This window comes from Rhodoferax sp. P1_F3 (genome assembly GCF_056405715.1).
In genome coordinates this window covers 57732-72775 of record NZ_JBFUBO010000006.1, presented here as the reverse complement: position 1 = coordinate 72775, position 15044 = coordinate 57732, and the positions used below count along the sequence as shown (strand labels likewise).

Genomic DNA, 15044 nt, shown 5'->3' with positions numbered 1-15044 from the left:
AAACGTCCTAGAAAAATTCAAACCAATCAGGCCGCGGCAGCGGGCGCCGCACCGCCTGCCGGGTGGCGCATGCGCCAGACCTTATAGGCACAGGCACAGGCGACCATCGCCATGGCCGTGGTACCCCAGAACACGCTGGCCAAACCAAAATGCTGGCTGAGTTGACCACCCACCAAGCCGCCGATGACGCCGGGAATGCCGTAGCCAATCACAATGTACAAGGCTTGGCCACGCCCGCGCAGTTTGCCCGGAAAGTGGTGCGACATCAGCGCAATGCAAGCACTGTGGTGGGCTGCAAACGTCAGCGCGTGCAGCGCCTGGGCAATCACCAGCACCCACAGCACCGAGGCCATCGACGCCGTCGCCGCCATGCGAAACACCATGACCGCCGCACAGAGCACCAACCAGCCGGTCAGGCTCACGCGTGGCATCCAACGGCTTTGGGTGAAGAACCACCCAATTTCCACCGTAACCGACACCGCCCACAGCAGCCCAATCATGGTCTTGCTGTAGCCCAGCGAATCGATGTAGAGCGAGAAGAAGCTGTAGATCCCCATGTGTGACAGCACATGAAAAAACACCGAGGCAAACAGCCAGCGCACCGCAGGCTGCGCCAGCACGGGACCAATCGGTTGCGACACCGCGTCGGCACTCGCGTGGTGCTCTTCTTTCACATCAGGCATGCGGTAGGCAAACACCAGCAGCGCCACCAGGCTAAGGCTCACGATGAGTGGAAAGCTGCGCATACCCACATGCTCAAACCAGGCCCCGGCACCCAGCACCGCCAGCATGAAGCCCAGCGACCCCCACAGCCGCACGCGCCCATAGAGCTTGGTATCAAACGCGCCGCCCTGGCTCACCACATGGGCCACGGCTGCCTCGGTCATGGGCATCATGCCGCTGGTCTGGGCAAACATCACCAGCAGCACTGCGCCCAGCCACCATGTATTGCCGCCGGGTAACCACAGGCCCGCAGACGCCAGAAGCGCAATCAGAGCCCCATAGCGCAGCAGCTTCGCGCGCTCACCGGTGCGGTCGCTCAATGCTCCCCAAGCGTAAGGGGCGAACATGCGGGTTGCCGCCTGAACGGAGGTCAGCACACTGATAACCACGAGGCTCAGGCCCAGGCTTTTGAGCCACAACGGCAAGAAGGGATTGAAAAAACCTGCGTGGGTGCAGTAGCTGGCCGTAAGCGCCGCAAACGGAAGAATTTGCTGACGCGACGCCGCAGGTGCCTCAGCCACGGCGCTCAGATGCTTGCCGCGATCGGTGTGAGCGCAGGCACCACGTCGCCGCACTGCGCACGGTGGCGCAACACGTGGTCCATCACCACCAGGGCCAACATGGCCTCGGCAATCGGCGTGGCACGTATGCCCACGCAGGGGTCGTGCCGGCCTTTGGTGATGACCTCAGTCGGGTTGCCCTGCACATCGATCGAGTCACGCGGCGTGACGATGGAGCTGGTGGGTTTGATGGCGATGCTCACCTCCAGGTCTTGCCCGGTGGTGATGCCACCCAGCACACCGCCTGCGTTGTTGCTGGCAAAGCCGTTCGGCGTCAGGCTGTCGCCATGTGTGGTGCCACGCTGGATCACACTGCCAAAGCCGGCACCAATTTCCACGCCCTTAACGGCGTTGATGCCCATCATGGCGTAGGCAATGTCAGAGTCCATCTTGTCGAACAGAGGCTCCCCCAGGCCCACCGGCACGTTGGACGCGCTAATGCGGATGCGCGCACCGCACGAATCGCCGGCCTTGCGCAGCGCGTCCATGTAGTCCTCCAGCGCCTGCACATCGGCTACGGGGGCGAAGAATGGGTTGTGGGGCACGTGGTCCCAGCTCTCGAACGCAATGGGCAGCTCGCCAATCTGCGTCATGCAGCCGCGAAACTCGGTGCCGAATTTTTCCTTCAGCCATTTTTTGGCCACCGCGCCGGCGGCCACCATGGGCGCCGTCAGGCGCGCACTCGAGCGGCCACCGCCGCGCGGGTCGCGGATGCCGTATTTCTGAAAATAGGTGTAGTCGGCGTGGCCGGGTCGGAAGGTCTCCAGGATGTTGCCGTAGTCCTTGCTGCGCTGGTCGGTGTTCTGGATCAACAGCGCGATCGGCGTGCCCGTGGTCTTGCCCTGGTAGACGCCGCTGAGAATCTGCACCGCATCGGGTTCGTTGCGCTGCGTCACGTGGCGGCTGGTGCCGGGGCGGCGGCGGTCCAGGTCCCCCTGGATGTCAGCCTCACTGAGTTCCATGCCGGGTGGGCAGCCGTCAATCACGCAGCCAATGGCTGGGCCGTGGGATTCACCAAAGTTGGTGACGGTGAAGAGGTGTCCGAAGGTGTTGCCGCTCATAGTGATGGGATTATCCCAGACACCGCCACCCCGGCCGCTCACACGGGCATGGGCTGGAACACTTTATGCATGATGCCGCAGCGCACCATTCCAGTGTTTTCTGCCGTCTGAATCAGGAGTGAGCCATGCTAGACCGCACCACCACGCAGTTTTCTCACGTCAAACCCGAAGACACGCAATTTGTATCGGGCGGTTTGCGCGATTTCTTCTTGTACCGCGACCTGGGCATTGCCGAGGCGACGCAGGGCAAGGTGATCGCGCACTTGGTGAAGGCCAATATGGCACCAGAAATAGGCACGGGATGGCACCGACATGAGGCAGACTTTCAGATCGTCATCATGACCAAGGGCTGGGCCAAGTTCATGTACGAAGACAAGGAAACCCTGGTGCAGGCGGGCGACGTGGTGCACCAGCGCCCGGGTATTCGCCATTTCCTGTTCGACTACTCGCCTGATATGGAGTACCTGGAGATCGTGTCACCCGCAGATTTCAAGTCGATTGACGTGGACCCGGTGTGCGCGGTGCCCGCGCCCACGCCTTGGGTCTGAAAAGGCCTAGAACTCGGCGTCCAGCTCGTCGATTTCTTCGGGCTCGGCTTTGGCGGCCTGCACCCACTCTTGCATCGCGGGCAGGGCCATGATGCGTTTGCAATAGGCGGCGGCCTCTTTGCTGATGGTTACGTCATAGGTCAGGAAACGCGTGACCACCGGGGCGTACATGGCATCGGCCAGGCAAGGCTGCTTGCCAAACAAATACGGGCCGCCGTAATTTTGCAGGCAGTCCTTCCAGATGGCCAGCACGCGGTCGATATCGGCCTGCGCGCGGGACCATATCTTGAACTTGGGAAAATGTGCCTTGAGGTTCATGGGCAGCGAACCGCGCATGGAGGCAAAGCCCGAGTGCATTTCCCCACACACTGCGCGGCAATGCGCACGGGCGCGCACGTCGCCGGGCAGCAGGTGGGCCTTGGGTTTGATCTCATGCAGGTATTCGCCGATGGCCATGGTGTCCCACACGGTCACGCCGTCGTGCTGGAGAAACGGCACCAGCATGCTGCTGGAGAGCAACAGCATTTCGGCCTTCATGGCCGGGTCGTCCGGGGAGATAACCTTCTCTGTGAACTCCAACCCCGACAGCTTGACCATGAGCCAGCCACGCAGCGCCCAGGCACCATAGTTTTTGCTGCTGATCGTGAGAACCGCTTTGGCCATGGGAAATCTTTCAACGGAGTCAGTGGGTAGGCACGTGCAAGGGTTATGCCAATACAGGGCCATCATGGCACGCCCAGCGCGGGTTGGCGCGCAAATTGCCTGCAATGGGTCCATATGGGCTATGCCCTCACACGGACAGGACCACCATGCTTTACCAAGCCTACCAAACCCAGTCTGATTTCACCTCACCACTGCGCCTGCTGGCCCAAGGCCTGGGCGCGTCCCTCTGGATGAACCAGACTGAAGGCAGCGCGCTGCGCAAGATGGCGGCTGGAATGGAAGTGCTTTCCCGCCTGCGATTGACACACTCTCGTCCTGCGTATGGCATTGACAGCGTGAAAGTGGCCGAACGTGACATCCCCGTGGCCGAAGTGGCGGTGCTGACCATGCCCTTTGGCACGCTGCTGCACTTTCAAAAGCAGGAGGCTATGGCCGAACCCCAGCCCAAGGTGCTGCTGGTGGCGCCCATGTCCGGCCACTTCGCCACGCTGCTGCGCGAGACCGCACGCACCCTGCTGCAAGACCACGACGTTTACATCACAGACTGGCACAACGCACGTGACGTGGCGTTGCTCCATGGGACCTTCGGGTTGGACGACTACATCGACCACGTGATCCGCTTTACCCAGACTATCGGGCCGGGCACCCATGTGATTGCGGTGTGCCAGCCCTGCGTGGCAGCGCTGGCGGCCACGGCCCTTATGGCCGAGGACGATGACCCAGCCCAACCACGCAGCCTGACGCTAATGGCAGGCCCCGTGGACTGCCGCGTGAACCCCACCGAAGTCAACAAGCTGGCGGTCAGCAAACCGATCGACTGGTTCGAGAAAAACCTGATCAGCCATGTGCCGCTGCCGCACAAGGGCTACATGCGCCGCGTTTACCCGGGTTTTGTGCAGCTCAGCGCGTTTTTGAGCATGAACCTGGACCGCCACAAACAGTCCTTCAAAGACCTGTACCAGCACCTCGTGAATGGGGATGTGGAGAAGGCCAACATCATTCGCGTGTTCTACGACGAATACCTGGCGGTGAACGACCTGCCGGCGGAGTTCTACCTGGAGACCGTGGAGAAGGTCTTCCAGACCTACGACCTGCCACTGGGCAAACTCACCTACAAGGACCGCATCGTCAACCCGGCGGCCATCCGCCGTACGGCGTTAATGACGGTGGAAGGAGAACGCGATGACATCTGCGCGGTGGGCCAAACGGTGGCCGCGCAAGACCTGTGCACCAGCCTTCGCCCCCATAAGAAAACACACTATGTGCAAACCGGTGTGGGGCACTATGGTGTGTTCAGCGGTCGCAAATGGAACCAGCAGATTTACCCGCGGGTGCGGGACATGATCCACGCCAGCGAGGGCTGACCCCCGCCAACGCAGTCCGGGTTCAGGTGTTTTCCTGCTCGGGTTTTTCGTCACCCTCGGGCCAATCGCGGATGTAGGCTTTGAGCATCTTGTTCTCGAAGTTCTGGCTGTCCACCACGGCCTTGGCCACGTCGTAGAAGCTGACCACACCCATCAACATGCGGTTCTCGATCACGGGCATGTAGCGCGCGTGGCGGTCCAGCATCATGCGGCGCACCTCGTCCATCTCGGTTTCCATGGTGCAGGTCAGCGGGCCGGGGTCCATGGCGCGGTAGACGGTGGTGGTGCCGAAGCTGCCACCGTTTTTCACCACGGCCTGGATCACTTCGCGGAAGGTCAGCATGCCCACCACCAGGCCATGCGAAATTACCACCAGCGAGCCAATGTCTTTTTCGGCCATGAGCTGGGCAGCGTCTGCCAGAGTGTCTTCCGGTTTGGTGACAAAAAGCGTACCGCCTTTGACGCGCAGAATATCGCTGACTTTCATGGTGCTTCCTCGTGACACTTCGATTGGGACTATGCCCAAATATAGCCCACAATCTCGGCGATTCATCCCCTTCTTGTCACGGAGAAACCTATGGCTGGCTACGCCGACCCTGGCTTTGACACTCTGGCCCTGCACGCAGGTGCATCGCCCGACCCCACCACCGGCGCGCGCGCCGTGCCCATCCACCTGACCACCTCGTTTGTGTTCGAGTCCAGCGAGCACGCCCAGTCGCTGTTCAACCTGGAGCGCGCGGGCCATGTCTACAGCCGCATCAGCAACCCCACCAATGCGGTGTTTGAGCAGCGCATGGCCGCGCTCGAAGGCGGCATTGGCGCCATTGCCACATCCAGCGGCCAGGCCGCGCTGCACTTGGCGGTAGCCACGCTCATGGGCGCAGGTGGGCACATTGTGGCCAGCACCGCGCTCTATGGTGGCTCACAAAACCTGCTGCACTACACGATGCGCCGCTTTGGCATCGACACCACCTTTGTGAAGCCCGGCGATGTGGACGGCTGGCGCGCCGCCGTGCGGCCCAACACCCGGCTGTTTTTTGGCGAAACTGTAGGCAACCCCGGGCTGGACGTGCTGGACACGCCCACCATTGGGCAGATAGCCCATGAGGCCGGTGTGCCACTGCTAGTGGACTCCACCCTCACCTCGCCCTGGCTGGTGCAGCCGTTCACGCAGGGCGCCGATCTGGTCTACCACTCGGCCACCAAGTTCCTAAGCGGCCACGGCACGGTGATTGGCGGCGTGGTGGTGGACGGGGGCAGCTTTGACTGGGCCCGCGCCCATGCTGCCAGCGGAAAATTCTCTGAACTGGCCGCGCCCTACGAGGGCTTTCACAACATGAACTTCAGCGAGGAAAGCACCGTGGGCGCTTTCCTGCTGCGCGCGCGCCGCGAAGGCCTGCGCGACTTTGGCGCCTGCATGAGCCCGCATACCGCATGGCTGATCCTGCAGGGCATCGAAACCCTGAGCCTGCGCATGGCGCGCCACATCAGCAACACCGAAAAGGTGGTGCAGTTCCTGGCCAGCCAGCCTTTTGTGGGCCGTGTGGGCCACCCGCTGCTGGAGAGCCACCCCAGCCACGCGTTGGCGAAAAAGCTGCTACCCAAAGGCGCCGGCTCGGTGTTCAGTTTTGACCTGAAGGGCAACCGCGAGCAGGGCAAGAAGTTCATCGAAGCACTCAAGGTCTTCAGCCACCTGGCCAATGTGGGCGACTGCCGCAGCCTCGTCATTCACCCTGCCAGCACCACCCATTTCCGCATGAGCGATGAGGCGCTGGCCGGAGCCGGCATCACGCAGGGCACCATTCGCCTGTCGATCGGGCTAGAAGACCCAGATGACTTGATTGACGACCTCAAGCGTGCGCTCAAGGCCGCCGAGAAAGCGGGAGCCTGACCATGGAACTGCTTGTCAACGGCGCCACGGCCTACTGCTACACGGGCGGCAAGCCCTTCGATGCCGCCAAGCCCACCGTGGTCTTCATCCACGGCGTGCTCAACGACCACAGCGTCTGGATTTTGCAAAGCCGCTACCTGGCCCACCATGGCTACAACGTGCTGGCCGTGGACCTGCCGGGCCACTGCCGCAGTGGCGGCGAGGCGCCCTCGTCCGTGGAAGAAGCCGCAGATTTCATCGTCGCGCTGCTGGACGCGGCCGGCATTGAGAAAACCGCGCTCGTGGGCCACAGCTGGGGCTCGCTGATTGCCCTGGAAGCCGCGAGCCGGCTGGGCACCCGCGCCACCCACTTGGTGCTGGTGGGCACGGCCTACCCCATGAAGGTATCGCCCGCGCTGTTGGAGACCTCGCTGAACGACCCCATGAAGGCACTGACCATGGTCAATGTGTTCTCACGCAGTACACTGGCCGCCCCGCCCTCGGCGCTGGGGCCGGGCACCTGGGTCTATGGCAGCAGCATGGCGCTGGGCCGCCGTGTGCTGGCCAGCAATACGGCGGTGAATGTGTTCCACCGCGGCTTCTCCGCCTGCAACAACTACGCACATGGTGAAGAGGCCATGGCACAGGTGCAGTGCCCCGTGCTGTTTGTTCTGGGCGCACAGGACCAGATGACCACGCCCAAAGCCGCGCAGCCCCTGCTGGCCGCTGCACGCCAGCGCGCTGCCCGCACCGAGCTGGCCACCCTGCCCGTGGGCCACCACCAGATGACCGAGGCGCCGGAGCAAACCCTGTCCGCCATGCGACAGTTTTTGGCCAGTACCTAGGGCAACCGCACTTGCCGCCGCCTGCACTTTGTGGGCTCCACGCTCACGCTGGTGTGCCTGGCCATGCTGCTGGCCACCGGAAAGCCACAGTACTTGCTGTACGGCCTGCTGTGCGGCTACGGCTTTGCCTGGGTCGGCCACTTTGGTTTTGAGAAGAACAAGCCCGCCAGCTTCAAGCGCCCGCTCTACAGCTTGATGGGCGACTGGTGCATGTACCGGGATATTTGGACCGGGAAAATCAGGTTTTGAGCCGGACACTCGAGCTGGCCTGAGTCCGCCAGGCACTACATATTTTGTAGCACCTCGCACATATTGGATGAGGGCTAGCGGCCAATTTTCTATGAATTAGAGGCAGTGGGCTCTGCTGCCAGCTTGTAACGCTCATTGCTGGCGAGCCATCTGTCTGTTCCAGGCGGCGGCCGCTCTAGGGGCACACCAGAGGCTACCTAAAGTAGGTAACTCCATGCACCTTATAAAAAACCACTTCGTTCGCACAATACCCTGCACTGATTGTTTGCCCGACAGTTCGATCCAACATTTGGGCGTGTTCAGTCATGACGCAATTGCTGCTAGGCTTTCCGCTGCAAGCCGGAGCAATAAAGTGCCAAGATTGTTCTTGAATATAGAACGATGACCCGGCGCGTCGAAGTGTGCCCACAAGTGTTTTGGTGACAGCCTGTTGGCTCTGGCATTGAATGCTTGGATTGCTTTGTGGGGCTGAGGTAATGGAGAGAAGCCACAAGGGAATAGTCAAACCAACTACGACCACCAAGCCAAAGCCAGCAAGACCTAGAACAGTCCCAATATTCGCTTTTCTCAATTTCTCAAGCATGTGGGAACCCATATTTGGCGAATACTTTAAGTGAAGAGCACTTGGTGATTATTTTTATCCACGCTGCGAAGTTAAAAAGTCGGTGTTTTGAAAGCCTGCTTTCGCTGCCTAGTGGGGACGCCAACAGACTGACTGCAGTCTTTCACTGCGCTCCAAAGCAGTCGTTGCGTTTGAATTGAAGAGCCAGCGCGGATTTCGCGCAGGCCCGCACGAATGATGGGTTCGGCATCTTTGCGAAAGCTGGGGCCTGTTCATAATTCGACTAGCTTTCCCTTCTGGATGACTTCGTCGATCAGATGCCGCCACCAAACAATGCCCAACTGTGCCTCGATGTCGCTTGCGCCTAAACGTCCAGAGTAGATACCTAGAATTTTTCTTCCAGTCCCAATCCATGAGTCATCAGACAGTTCTGCGCCACCGGGTGAGAAGATACCTGTGTGCTCCGCAATGACGAATGACCCAGACATTCCTTTTCTGCTTGCTGTGTCAATAAGCATTTTCTGAAGACCGTCTATGGGAATGTACGGTTCCGACGCGATGGTTCCTCGTTTCCAGATTGGTAGTGGCTTACCGGTAATTACCCCCAGCGGATATCCAATGATGAAAACATCTTGGCCAGGATGAATGGATATACGGTCATCAAATTCCTGCTCGTTTAAGCAGAACGGGATAACGTGTTCGTGGAGTGATACTGGTAACGCGGCTATATCGACGAAGCTACCTAACGGGTGCTCGATTACTCTCGTATTGCCGTCCGCGTCAAAGAGTGGGAAAGTGAATGCATCCGAAATCACCCCTTCGATCTTTGCTCCATTCGAAACTCGATCTTTGTACAAATAGCATTCGACTCGATCAGGAATTCCCGCTGTATCGGACATTGGCGTCTTATCGCGAGGGTCACGACCCGTGAGGTTGTGCCAATTTGACACCAAATACACCTGTCCCTCATGACGCCATAAGAATGCGGAGCCGTTTGCAAGAAGCGTATCCCCGAATAACAGCCGAATGTAAACGGCTGCAAGTGAAAGGCGATCCTGGATACCGTTAGCCATAAGATGCCGAACGCTTGAGGCTACCGGCAGACAACATGCGCCGCGAAGCGGCAACTTGAAGTTGTTGTTTGTCCGTGTGGGCCGACATGTTAAACCGAGGCTGCATTTAGCGGCGTGCGCTCCTGCTCGGCTACCCATTGCGCAAATGCTACGGTGACACCGCTGAACTCAGCAAAAGTGATCTTGCGGTGAATAAGGGGGCCTCCCTCTTCGAGCCTGAGCAAAAGAACGATTTCGTCCGGCGATGGAGAAAGCACAAAGCCCTTAATTGGATCAAACGCCTCAGACACATTGGTTAGGAAGACTGTCTCGTGGCATTCCTCCAACTCAGGTTTGCCTTCGCCAAGGAACAGCGCTTCATCCAGCATTTGGAATTGCTTCTCTGGCGTAGCGCCCGAAAGCGACGAATGCCACAGCTTGCGTGAGCTCGAACACACTTCGGTCAGGTGTTCGCTCAAATGTCGCGGAATGCAGCTTGGCTCGCTGATATCGCCCACGCTGATGCCACCGACAATCAGCCGCATACGGCCACCAACGTTACTGCCAAATGAAGGTGGGTATTCAGGCCCTGGTTCGACCACCGCCTCAACTGCGAAATCTGAAGGATTGCCAAAGATCATGGGAGCGGTTTAGTTCAACTTGATATAGACCGCAAAAGTGCGGAATAACATGGCTCATGTGTCATGGTGCGCGCCTCCCTTGCAGTAGCTAAGTGATTGTTTTCACTTGATTTTTGATCAGTATATTGCCTACTGCGCCATCTATAAACAAACCGTGAAACCCCGCAGAACCGCGTAATAACATGGCAGGCCGCAGTGGGTTCGTCATTACATCAGTCTGCTAAACGATTGATCTGTATGGGTATTTTTCCGCTTTGGGTGGATGGATCACAAATAACAATCTTGCAAACCACGCAAATTCCTTCGCTAGGGGATGCGTTGACAAGCTGAACGGTATGACTGCTTCCGCCGCATATCGGCTGTCCATCCTACTTGCCTGGTGTGCCAGTCCAGAATGTCCGCTACCCTTAAAGCTTGACGTTAGTGCGAAGCAACGCTGTTCTCAATTCGCGGCTAGCTGGTTTTGAAACATCCACGCCCTGAACCGCAAGGTCGAACGGTGAGCCTGGCTTGATGCTGGTTGGGAGTATTTTTTTAACAGGATTCGCAGTGGGGTACTTGCTATCAGCGGGACACATGCGAACGGAAAATCCGAATTCGTCAAGTACACCTTTCGCGTACAGCTCTGCCAATTGTGGAAACGACACGAATGTTGAGCGTTTCACTTCTTTACCCCCTGGCTCGCGGATGCCACGAACGATCTCGAATTTGCCAAGTGAGTCTCGTTGGGTATTCGTAAAGGGATGCAGCAATAACGCCACACGAAGCCCTCCATTTGGCGGCGTCAGCGTGTGCTCGACGGCGATATCAGTTAACAGCATGTTGTTTTCCTTGTGATTCAATACGCCACAGCTGGTCCAACCACATCGGACTCCATCACACCCCGAAGACGCAAGAGACCAACGCAAATCAATCGCTACTATTTTTGTAGCGCCTCGCGCAGTGTTGTCGAGGGCCAGCGGCCTATTTTCCATAAATTCTCGGTCACGGCGTCGGGCGACAGCAGCAATGCCCGCATCACCGGCTCCAGCACCGCCGTGTCCGGGTCGGCCAGCAGCACATAACGCGACAAGGCATCGGGGCCTGCCGCCTCGTTGAGCTGGCCCACCCAATCCAGCTCCACCAGCTGGCGCAGTACAGGTTCCAGCCGCAGCGGGTCCACCTGCAGTGCCGTACGCAGCTGGGTCACGGTCAGGCCCTTGTCGCCAGCCTGGCGCGCCAGTTCTAGCTGTTGCAGGGTTTCCAGTGCCAGCTGAAACTGCCAGCCATGGGCCAGTTTGCGGCGCGGCACACCGGCCAGCAGGCTGGGCACATAGGCCGTCAGCGCCGCGCCCAGCAGCACAATGACCCAGGCCACATAGATCCAGACCAGCAGAATCGGCACCGTGGCAAACGCACCGTACACCACCGAGTAGGTGGGCACCTTGCTCAGGTACAAGGCCAGGCCCTTGCGCGCCAGCTCAATGCCTGCGGCCACAAACAGCCCACCCATCCAGGCATGGCCCCAGCGCACCTGGGTGTTGGGCACGTAATGGAACATGGCCGCCGTGCCCGCCGCCACCAGCACAAACTGCAGGCTGTCAAACAGCACGCTCACACCACCGGGCAGCCCGCCCACCACGCCCTTGGAGGCCGATACGGCATAGGACGTCATGGTCAGGCTAGCGCCCAGCAGCAGCGGCCCCAGCGTGATGGCGGCCCAGTAGATGAGCACCCGCTGCGCAAACGGGCGTGGCTTGCGCACACGCCAGATGCTGTTGAGCGTGCGGTCAATCGTGAAGATCAGCGCCAGCGCCGTGCCCAGCAGCACCGCCAGGCCCGCCACACCCAAGCGGCTGGCCTTGCCGGCAAACTGGTTCAGGTAGCCCAGCACCTGGCGGGCAATGCTGTCGGGCACCAGGCTTTCGATCAGCCACTTCTGCAGCACGTCCTGGAACTTGGCGAACATGGGAAAGGCCGTGAAGATGGCCAACGCCACGGTGATGAACGGCACCAGCGCAATGGTGGTGGTGAAGGTCAGGCTGCTGGCGGTCAGGCCCAGGCGATCTTCGCGAAAGCGCTCGCGCAGCGTGATGGCGGCGTCGCGCCAGGGGATGCTGGCCACGTCGTGCAGCCAGGGTTTGAGGCGTTCTATCAGTTGCATCCCGCCATCATGCCACCTACTTCTCGACCATCTGGGGCTGGGATTTCCACTTCTGAAAACTCTTGCGAATCAGCTCGTCCAGCGCGCCGCTTTTCTTCAGCAGGGCAAGGCGCGCGTCGATCAGCTCCAGCTTGTCCGCACACTTGCCATAGCGCGTGAGCACCATGAAGTTGGGGGTATCCACCAGAAACGGCTCCTTGACCACGAAGCGCTCTTCGTCCCCGCGCTTGAGCAGCAGCGCCATGCCGGTGTAATAGCCGGTGATGAAGTAGTCGATACGGCCCAATGCCAGCTTCTCGAAATTGCTCTCGGGGCTGTTGGACTCCTGGATGTTGAGCTTGTCCTTGAGATATTCGTCCACCCCGCCGCCAAACACATTGCCACGGGTGATGCCGCCGCGCAACCCCACCAGATCGGCCCGGTCCTTGAATTCAAACGGACGCTCACGCGCCCCAAACACCGCCACGGGGTTGGAAAGGGCTGGCGTCTTGGGGTACAACAAAAAGGCTTCTCGCTCTGGCGTTTTCTTCAGAGTGGCAACCATGTCCACCTCGCCACGCTCGGCCAACGACATGATCCGCGGAAACGGCCCCAGGTAACGTACCTCGTAGGGGATCTTCAGCTCGGTCAGCACCCGCTTGGCAATTTCAATGCTGGCGCCTTGCAGGGTTTCGCCGTCGTACCAGTGCATGGGCGGGTAGGCCGGATCGGCTGACACGATCAACCGCGAACATTCCGCACGTGCGCCCGAAAGCAGCAGCGCCATGCACGCGCCCATCACCATCCAACGACTAGACAGGTTCCATGCCATCGCAAGTCCCGTATATATGGAGCCAATCTATCCCCATGGTCGCGACACCGCAAGAGGACTAACACCGGGCATGATCGCCTTTTGTTTTAAGCTACACAGCTGACCATGCCTGCATCACCCTCCCTTTCTCCCTCCTCTCCCGTTTCCCTGAGCCGCTACCTGGCGGTGGCCAGCACGCTCGGCCTTGTAGTCCTGGGCCTGGCCTGGGAGCTCTGGCTATCCCCGGTGCGCCCGGGAGGCTCCTGGCTGGCACTCAAGGTGTTGCCCCTGTGCATCCCGCTGGCTGGCATGCTCAAAAACCGCATGTACACCTACCGCTGGGTCAGCCTGGTGGTGTGGCTGTACTTCACCGAAGGCGTGGTGCGCGCCTGGGGCGACCGCGCCCCCGGCAACTGGCTGGCGGGCCTGGAGGTGCTGCTGTGCCTGGTGCTGTTTGTGGCCTGCACCGTCTACATTCGCCTGCGCCTTAAAGCGGGCAAGGCTTTGGCAGCGGAGGCCACCACCCCATGAATACCCACACCACGCTTTTGGTCACCCTGCGCAGCATCGTGGGTGACGCCCATGTGTTGACCGAGGGCGATCTCACCGCGTACGAGCAAGATTGGCGCAAACGCGAGCGCGGCAAAGCCCTGGCCGTGGTGCGCCCCAGCACCACCGCCGAAGTGGCCGCCGTGGTGAAAGCCTGCGCCGCTGCGGGCGTGAGCATCGTGCCCCAGGGCGGCAACACGGGCATGGTGGTGGGCTCCATCCCCGATGCATCGGGCCAACAGGTGGTGCTAAGCCTGCAGCGCATGGCACAAATCCGCGTGCTGGATGCGGCCAATCTGACGGTCACGGTGGAGTCCGGCTGCATCCTGCAAACCCTGCAAGAGGCCTGCGAGAAAGATGGCTTTTTGTTCCCGCTGAGCCTGGCGGCCGAAGGCAGCTGCACCATAGGCGGCAACCTGTCCACCAACGCGGGCGGCACCCAGGTGGTGCGCTACGGCAACACGCGCGAACTCTGTCTGGGCCTGGAAGTGGTCACTGCGCAGGGCGAAGTGTGGAACGGCCTAACCGGTCTGCGCAAAGACAACACCGGCTACGACCTGCGCCACCTGTTCATCGGTGCCGAGGGCACGCTGGGCATCATCACCGCGGCCACCCTGCGCATCTACCCGCTGCCCGCCACCCAGCTCACGGCATTTGCCGCCGTGCCGTCGCTGGAAGCCGCAGTGGCGCTGCTGGGCTTGGCCCACAAGCACCTGAACGCGGGCCTCACCGGCTTCGAGGTCATGGGCGCATTTGCGCTGGGCCTAGTGCGCAAACATTTCCACCAGCAAAACGTGCCGTTTCAGACGGGGCCTGACGTACCACCCTACTGCGTGGTGCTCGAGAACTCAGACCATGAATCGGAGAGCCATGCACGGGGCCAGTTTGAGCGCCTGCTGGAGGCCGCGCTGGAGCAAGGCTGTGTGCTGGACGCCGTAGTGGCCGAGAACCTGGCCCAGGCCCGGGCGCTTTGGCACATCCGCGAGAGCATTCCGCTGGCACAGGCGCAAGAGGGGCTGAACATCAAGCACGACATATCGATCGCGGTGTCGCGCATTCCGGCCTTTGTGCAAGAAACCGATGCGCTGCTGGAACAGCACTTTCCCGGCGCGCGCCTGGTCAACTACGGCCATCTGGGCGATGGCAACCTGCACTACAACGTGCAGGCCCCAGCGGGCACCGATGCCGAGGCCTTTTTGCGCGGCCAGGAAGGCCCGATCAACACCCTGGTGTACGACGTGGTGGACCGCTACAACGGCTCCATATCGGCCGAGCACGGCATTGGCAGCTTGAAGCGCGACAAGCTGGAGCACCACAAATCCCCCGTGGCCCTGAACGCCATGCGCGCCATCAAACTGGCGCTGGACCCTCACAACCTGCTCAACCCCGGCCGGGTGTTGAAGCTCTGATTTTTTTGCTGAGGA

The 15044-nt window shown here is 60.4% G+C and carries 15 protein-coding genes and 1 pseudogene; 7 read left to right on the top strand and 9 right to left on the bottom strand.

All coding sequences use genetic code 11. The features are described 5' to 3' along the window. Positions 1-26 precede the first annotated feature (26 nt). Both AC1DZ5_RS11180 and aroC read right to left on the bottom strand, forming a co-directional pair. Positions 27-1244, bottom strand: a complete 1218-nt coding sequence (locus AC1DZ5_RS11180; RefSeq protein WP_477888998.1) for an MFS transporter — start codon at positions 1242-1244, stop codon at positions 27-29. A 5-nt stretch (positions 1245-1249) separates the two neighbouring features. Beyond that, complete coding sequence (gene aroC / locus AC1DZ5_RS11175; RefSeq protein ID WP_477888996.1) at positions 1250-2344, bottom strand: chorismate synthase; 1095 nt, start codon at positions 2342-2344, stop codon at positions 1250-1252. Positions 2345-2469: 125 nt separating this feature from the next. Between aroC and AC1DZ5_RS11170 the strand changes: the two genes are divergently transcribed. After that, positions 2470-2892 (top strand): cupin domain-containing protein, encoded by a 423-nt coding sequence (locus tag AC1DZ5_RS11170; RefSeq protein ID WP_477888994.1) that lies wholly within the window; start codon positions 2470-2472, stop codon positions 2890-2892. A 6-nt stretch (positions 2893-2898) separates the two neighbouring features. On the opposite strand, the gene AC1DZ5_RS11165 is transcribed toward AC1DZ5_RS11170, so the two are convergent. Further along, a complete protein-coding gene (locus tag AC1DZ5_RS11165) occupies positions 2899-3555 on the bottom strand; it encodes a glutathione S-transferase (protein WP_477888992.1) in 657 nt (218 codons plus the stop codon). Positions 3556-3701: 146 nt separating this feature from the next. On the opposite strand from AC1DZ5_RS11165, the gene AC1DZ5_RS11160 reads away from it, so the two are divergent. Next, the gene (locus AC1DZ5_RS11160) at positions 3702-4919 is read left to right on the top strand and encodes a polyhydroxyalkanoate depolymerase (RefSeq protein WP_477888990.1); all 1218 of its coding nucleotides are present in this window, start codon (positions 3702-3704) and stop codon (positions 4917-4919) included. Positions 4920-4941: 22 nt separating this feature from the next. On the opposite strand, the gene AC1DZ5_RS11155 is transcribed toward AC1DZ5_RS11160, so the two are convergent. Continuing rightward, positions 4942-5406, bottom strand: a complete 465-nt coding sequence (locus AC1DZ5_RS11155; RefSeq protein ID WP_477888988.1) for a CBS domain-containing protein — start codon at positions 5404-5406, stop codon at positions 4942-4944. 90 nt (positions 5407-5496) lie between these two features. Between AC1DZ5_RS11155 and AC1DZ5_RS11150 the strand changes: the two genes are divergently transcribed. From AC1DZ5_RS11150 to AC1DZ5_RS11140, 3 genes and pseudogenes are all read left to right on the top strand, one after another. Next, a complete protein-coding gene (locus tag AC1DZ5_RS11150) occupies positions 5497-6810 on the top strand; it encodes an O-acetylhomoserine aminocarboxypropyltransferase (RefSeq protein ID WP_477888986.1) in 1314 nt (437 codons plus the stop codon). A 2-nt stretch (positions 6811-6812) separates the two neighbouring features. Then, on the top strand, positions 6813-7634 hold the full coding sequence (locus AC1DZ5_RS11145; RefSeq protein ID WP_477888984.1) for an alpha/beta fold hydrolase: 822 nt from the start codon (positions 6813-6815) through the stop codon (positions 7632-7634). Positions 7635-7637: 3 nt separating this feature from the next. Continuing rightward, a pseudogene (locus AC1DZ5_RS11140) lies at positions 7638-7883 on the top strand (Mpo1-like protein); the annotation flags it as partial. Positions 7884-8717: 834 nt separating this feature from the next. Here AC1DZ5_RS11140 and AC1DZ5_RS11135 read toward each other — a convergent pair. The 5 genes from AC1DZ5_RS11135 to AC1DZ5_RS11115 form a co-directional block, all read right to left on the bottom strand. Continuing rightward, complete coding sequence (locus AC1DZ5_RS11135) at positions 8718-9518, bottom strand: serine protease family protein (protein WP_477888982.1); 801 nt, start codon at positions 9516-9518, stop codon at positions 8718-8720. A gap of 89 nt (positions 9519-9607) precedes the next feature. Beyond that, entirely contained in the window at positions 9608-10138 is a 531-nt protein-coding gene (locus tag AC1DZ5_RS11130) for a hypothetical protein (RefSeq protein WP_477888980.1), read from the bottom strand. Positions 10139-10545: 407 nt separating this feature from the next. Next, positions 10546-10959 (bottom strand): hypothetical protein, encoded by a 414-nt coding sequence (locus AC1DZ5_RS11125; protein WP_477888978.1) that lies wholly within the window; start codon positions 10957-10959, stop codon positions 10546-10548. Positions 10960-11057: 98 nt separating this feature from the next. Continuing rightward, positions 11058-12281, bottom strand: coding sequence for a YhjD/YihY/BrkB family envelope integrity protein (locus tag AC1DZ5_RS11120; RefSeq protein WP_310341797.1), 1224 nt, complete (start codon positions 12279-12281; stop codon positions 11058-11060). Positions 12282-12297: 16 nt separating this feature from the next. Next, entirely contained in the window at positions 12298-13092 is a 795-nt protein-coding gene (locus AC1DZ5_RS11115; RefSeq protein WP_477888976.1) for a substrate-binding periplasmic protein, read from the bottom strand. Between the two features lie 105 nt (positions 13093-13197). On the opposite strand from AC1DZ5_RS11115, the gene AC1DZ5_RS11110 reads away from it, so the two are divergent. Continuing rightward, positions 13198-13602 carry a DUF2069 domain-containing protein gene (locus AC1DZ5_RS11110; RefSeq protein WP_477888974.1) on the top strand — a complete coding sequence of 135 codons (405 nt, stop codon included), beginning with the start codon at positions 13198-13200 and terminating at the stop codon, positions 13600-13602. Continuing rightward, entirely contained in the window at positions 13599-15029 is a 1431-nt protein-coding gene (locus tag AC1DZ5_RS11105) for an FAD-binding oxidoreductase (protein ID WP_477888972.1), read from the top strand. Before AC1DZ5_RS11110 ends, AC1DZ5_RS11105 begins: the two co-directional genes overlap by 4 nt. The last annotated feature ends 15 nt before the right edge of the window (positions 15030-15044 follow it).

Bases quoted from the DNA above. Each gene is read 5' to 3' on its own strand.
- AC1DZ5_RS11125 (WP_477888978.1), bottom strand. From the start codon at position 10,959: ATGCTGTTAACTGATATCGCCGTCGAGCACACGCTGACGCCGCCAAAT.
- AC1DZ5_RS11150 (WP_477888986.1), top strand. From the start codon at position 5,497: ATGGCTGGCTACGCCGACCCTGGCTTTGACACTCTGGCCCTGCACGCA.
- aroC (WP_477888996.1), bottom strand. From the start codon at position 2,344: ATGAGCGGCAACACCTTCGGACACCTCTTCACCGTCACCAACTTTGGT.
- AC1DZ5_RS11120 (WP_310341797.1), bottom strand. From the start codon at position 12,281: ATGCAACTGATAGAACGCCTCAAACCCTGGCTGCACGACGTGGCCAGC.
- AC1DZ5_RS11135 (WP_477888982.1), bottom strand. From the start codon at position 9,518: ATGGCTAACGGTATCCAGGATCGCCTTTCACTTGCAGCCGTTTACATT.
- AC1DZ5_RS11170 (WP_477888994.1), top strand. From the start codon at position 2,470: ATGCTAGACCGCACCACCACGCAGTTTTCTCACGTCAAACCCGAAGAC.
- AC1DZ5_RS11115 (WP_477888976.1), bottom strand. From the start codon at position 13,092: ATGGCATGGAACCTGTCTAGTCGTTGGATGGTGATGGGCGCGTGCATG.
- AC1DZ5_RS11105 (WP_477888972.1), top strand. From the start codon at position 13,599: ATGAATACCCACACCACGCTTTTGGTCACCCTGCGCAGCATCGTGGGT.
- AC1DZ5_RS11160 (WP_477888990.1), top strand. From the start codon at position 3,702: ATGCTTTACCAAGCCTACCAAACCCAGTCTGATTTCACCTCACCACTG.
- AC1DZ5_RS11130 (WP_477888980.1), bottom strand. From the start codon at position 10,138: ATGATCTTTGGCAATCCTTCAGATTTCGCAGTTGAGGCGGTGGTCGAA.
- AC1DZ5_RS11155 (WP_477888988.1), bottom strand. From the start codon at position 5,406: ATGAAAGTCAGCGATATTCTGCGCGTCAAAGGCGGTACGCTTTTTGTC.
- AC1DZ5_RS11165 (WP_477888992.1), bottom strand. From the start codon at position 3,555: ATGGCCAAAGCGGTTCTCACGATCAGCAGCAAAAACTATGGTGCCTGG.
- AC1DZ5_RS11145 (WP_477888984.1), top strand. From the start codon at position 6,813: ATGGAACTGCTTGTCAACGGCGCCACGGCCTACTGCTACACGGGCGGC.
- AC1DZ5_RS11110 (WP_477888974.1), top strand. From the start codon at position 13,198: ATGCCTGCATCACCCTCCCTTTCTCCCTCCTCTCCCGTTTCCCTGAGC.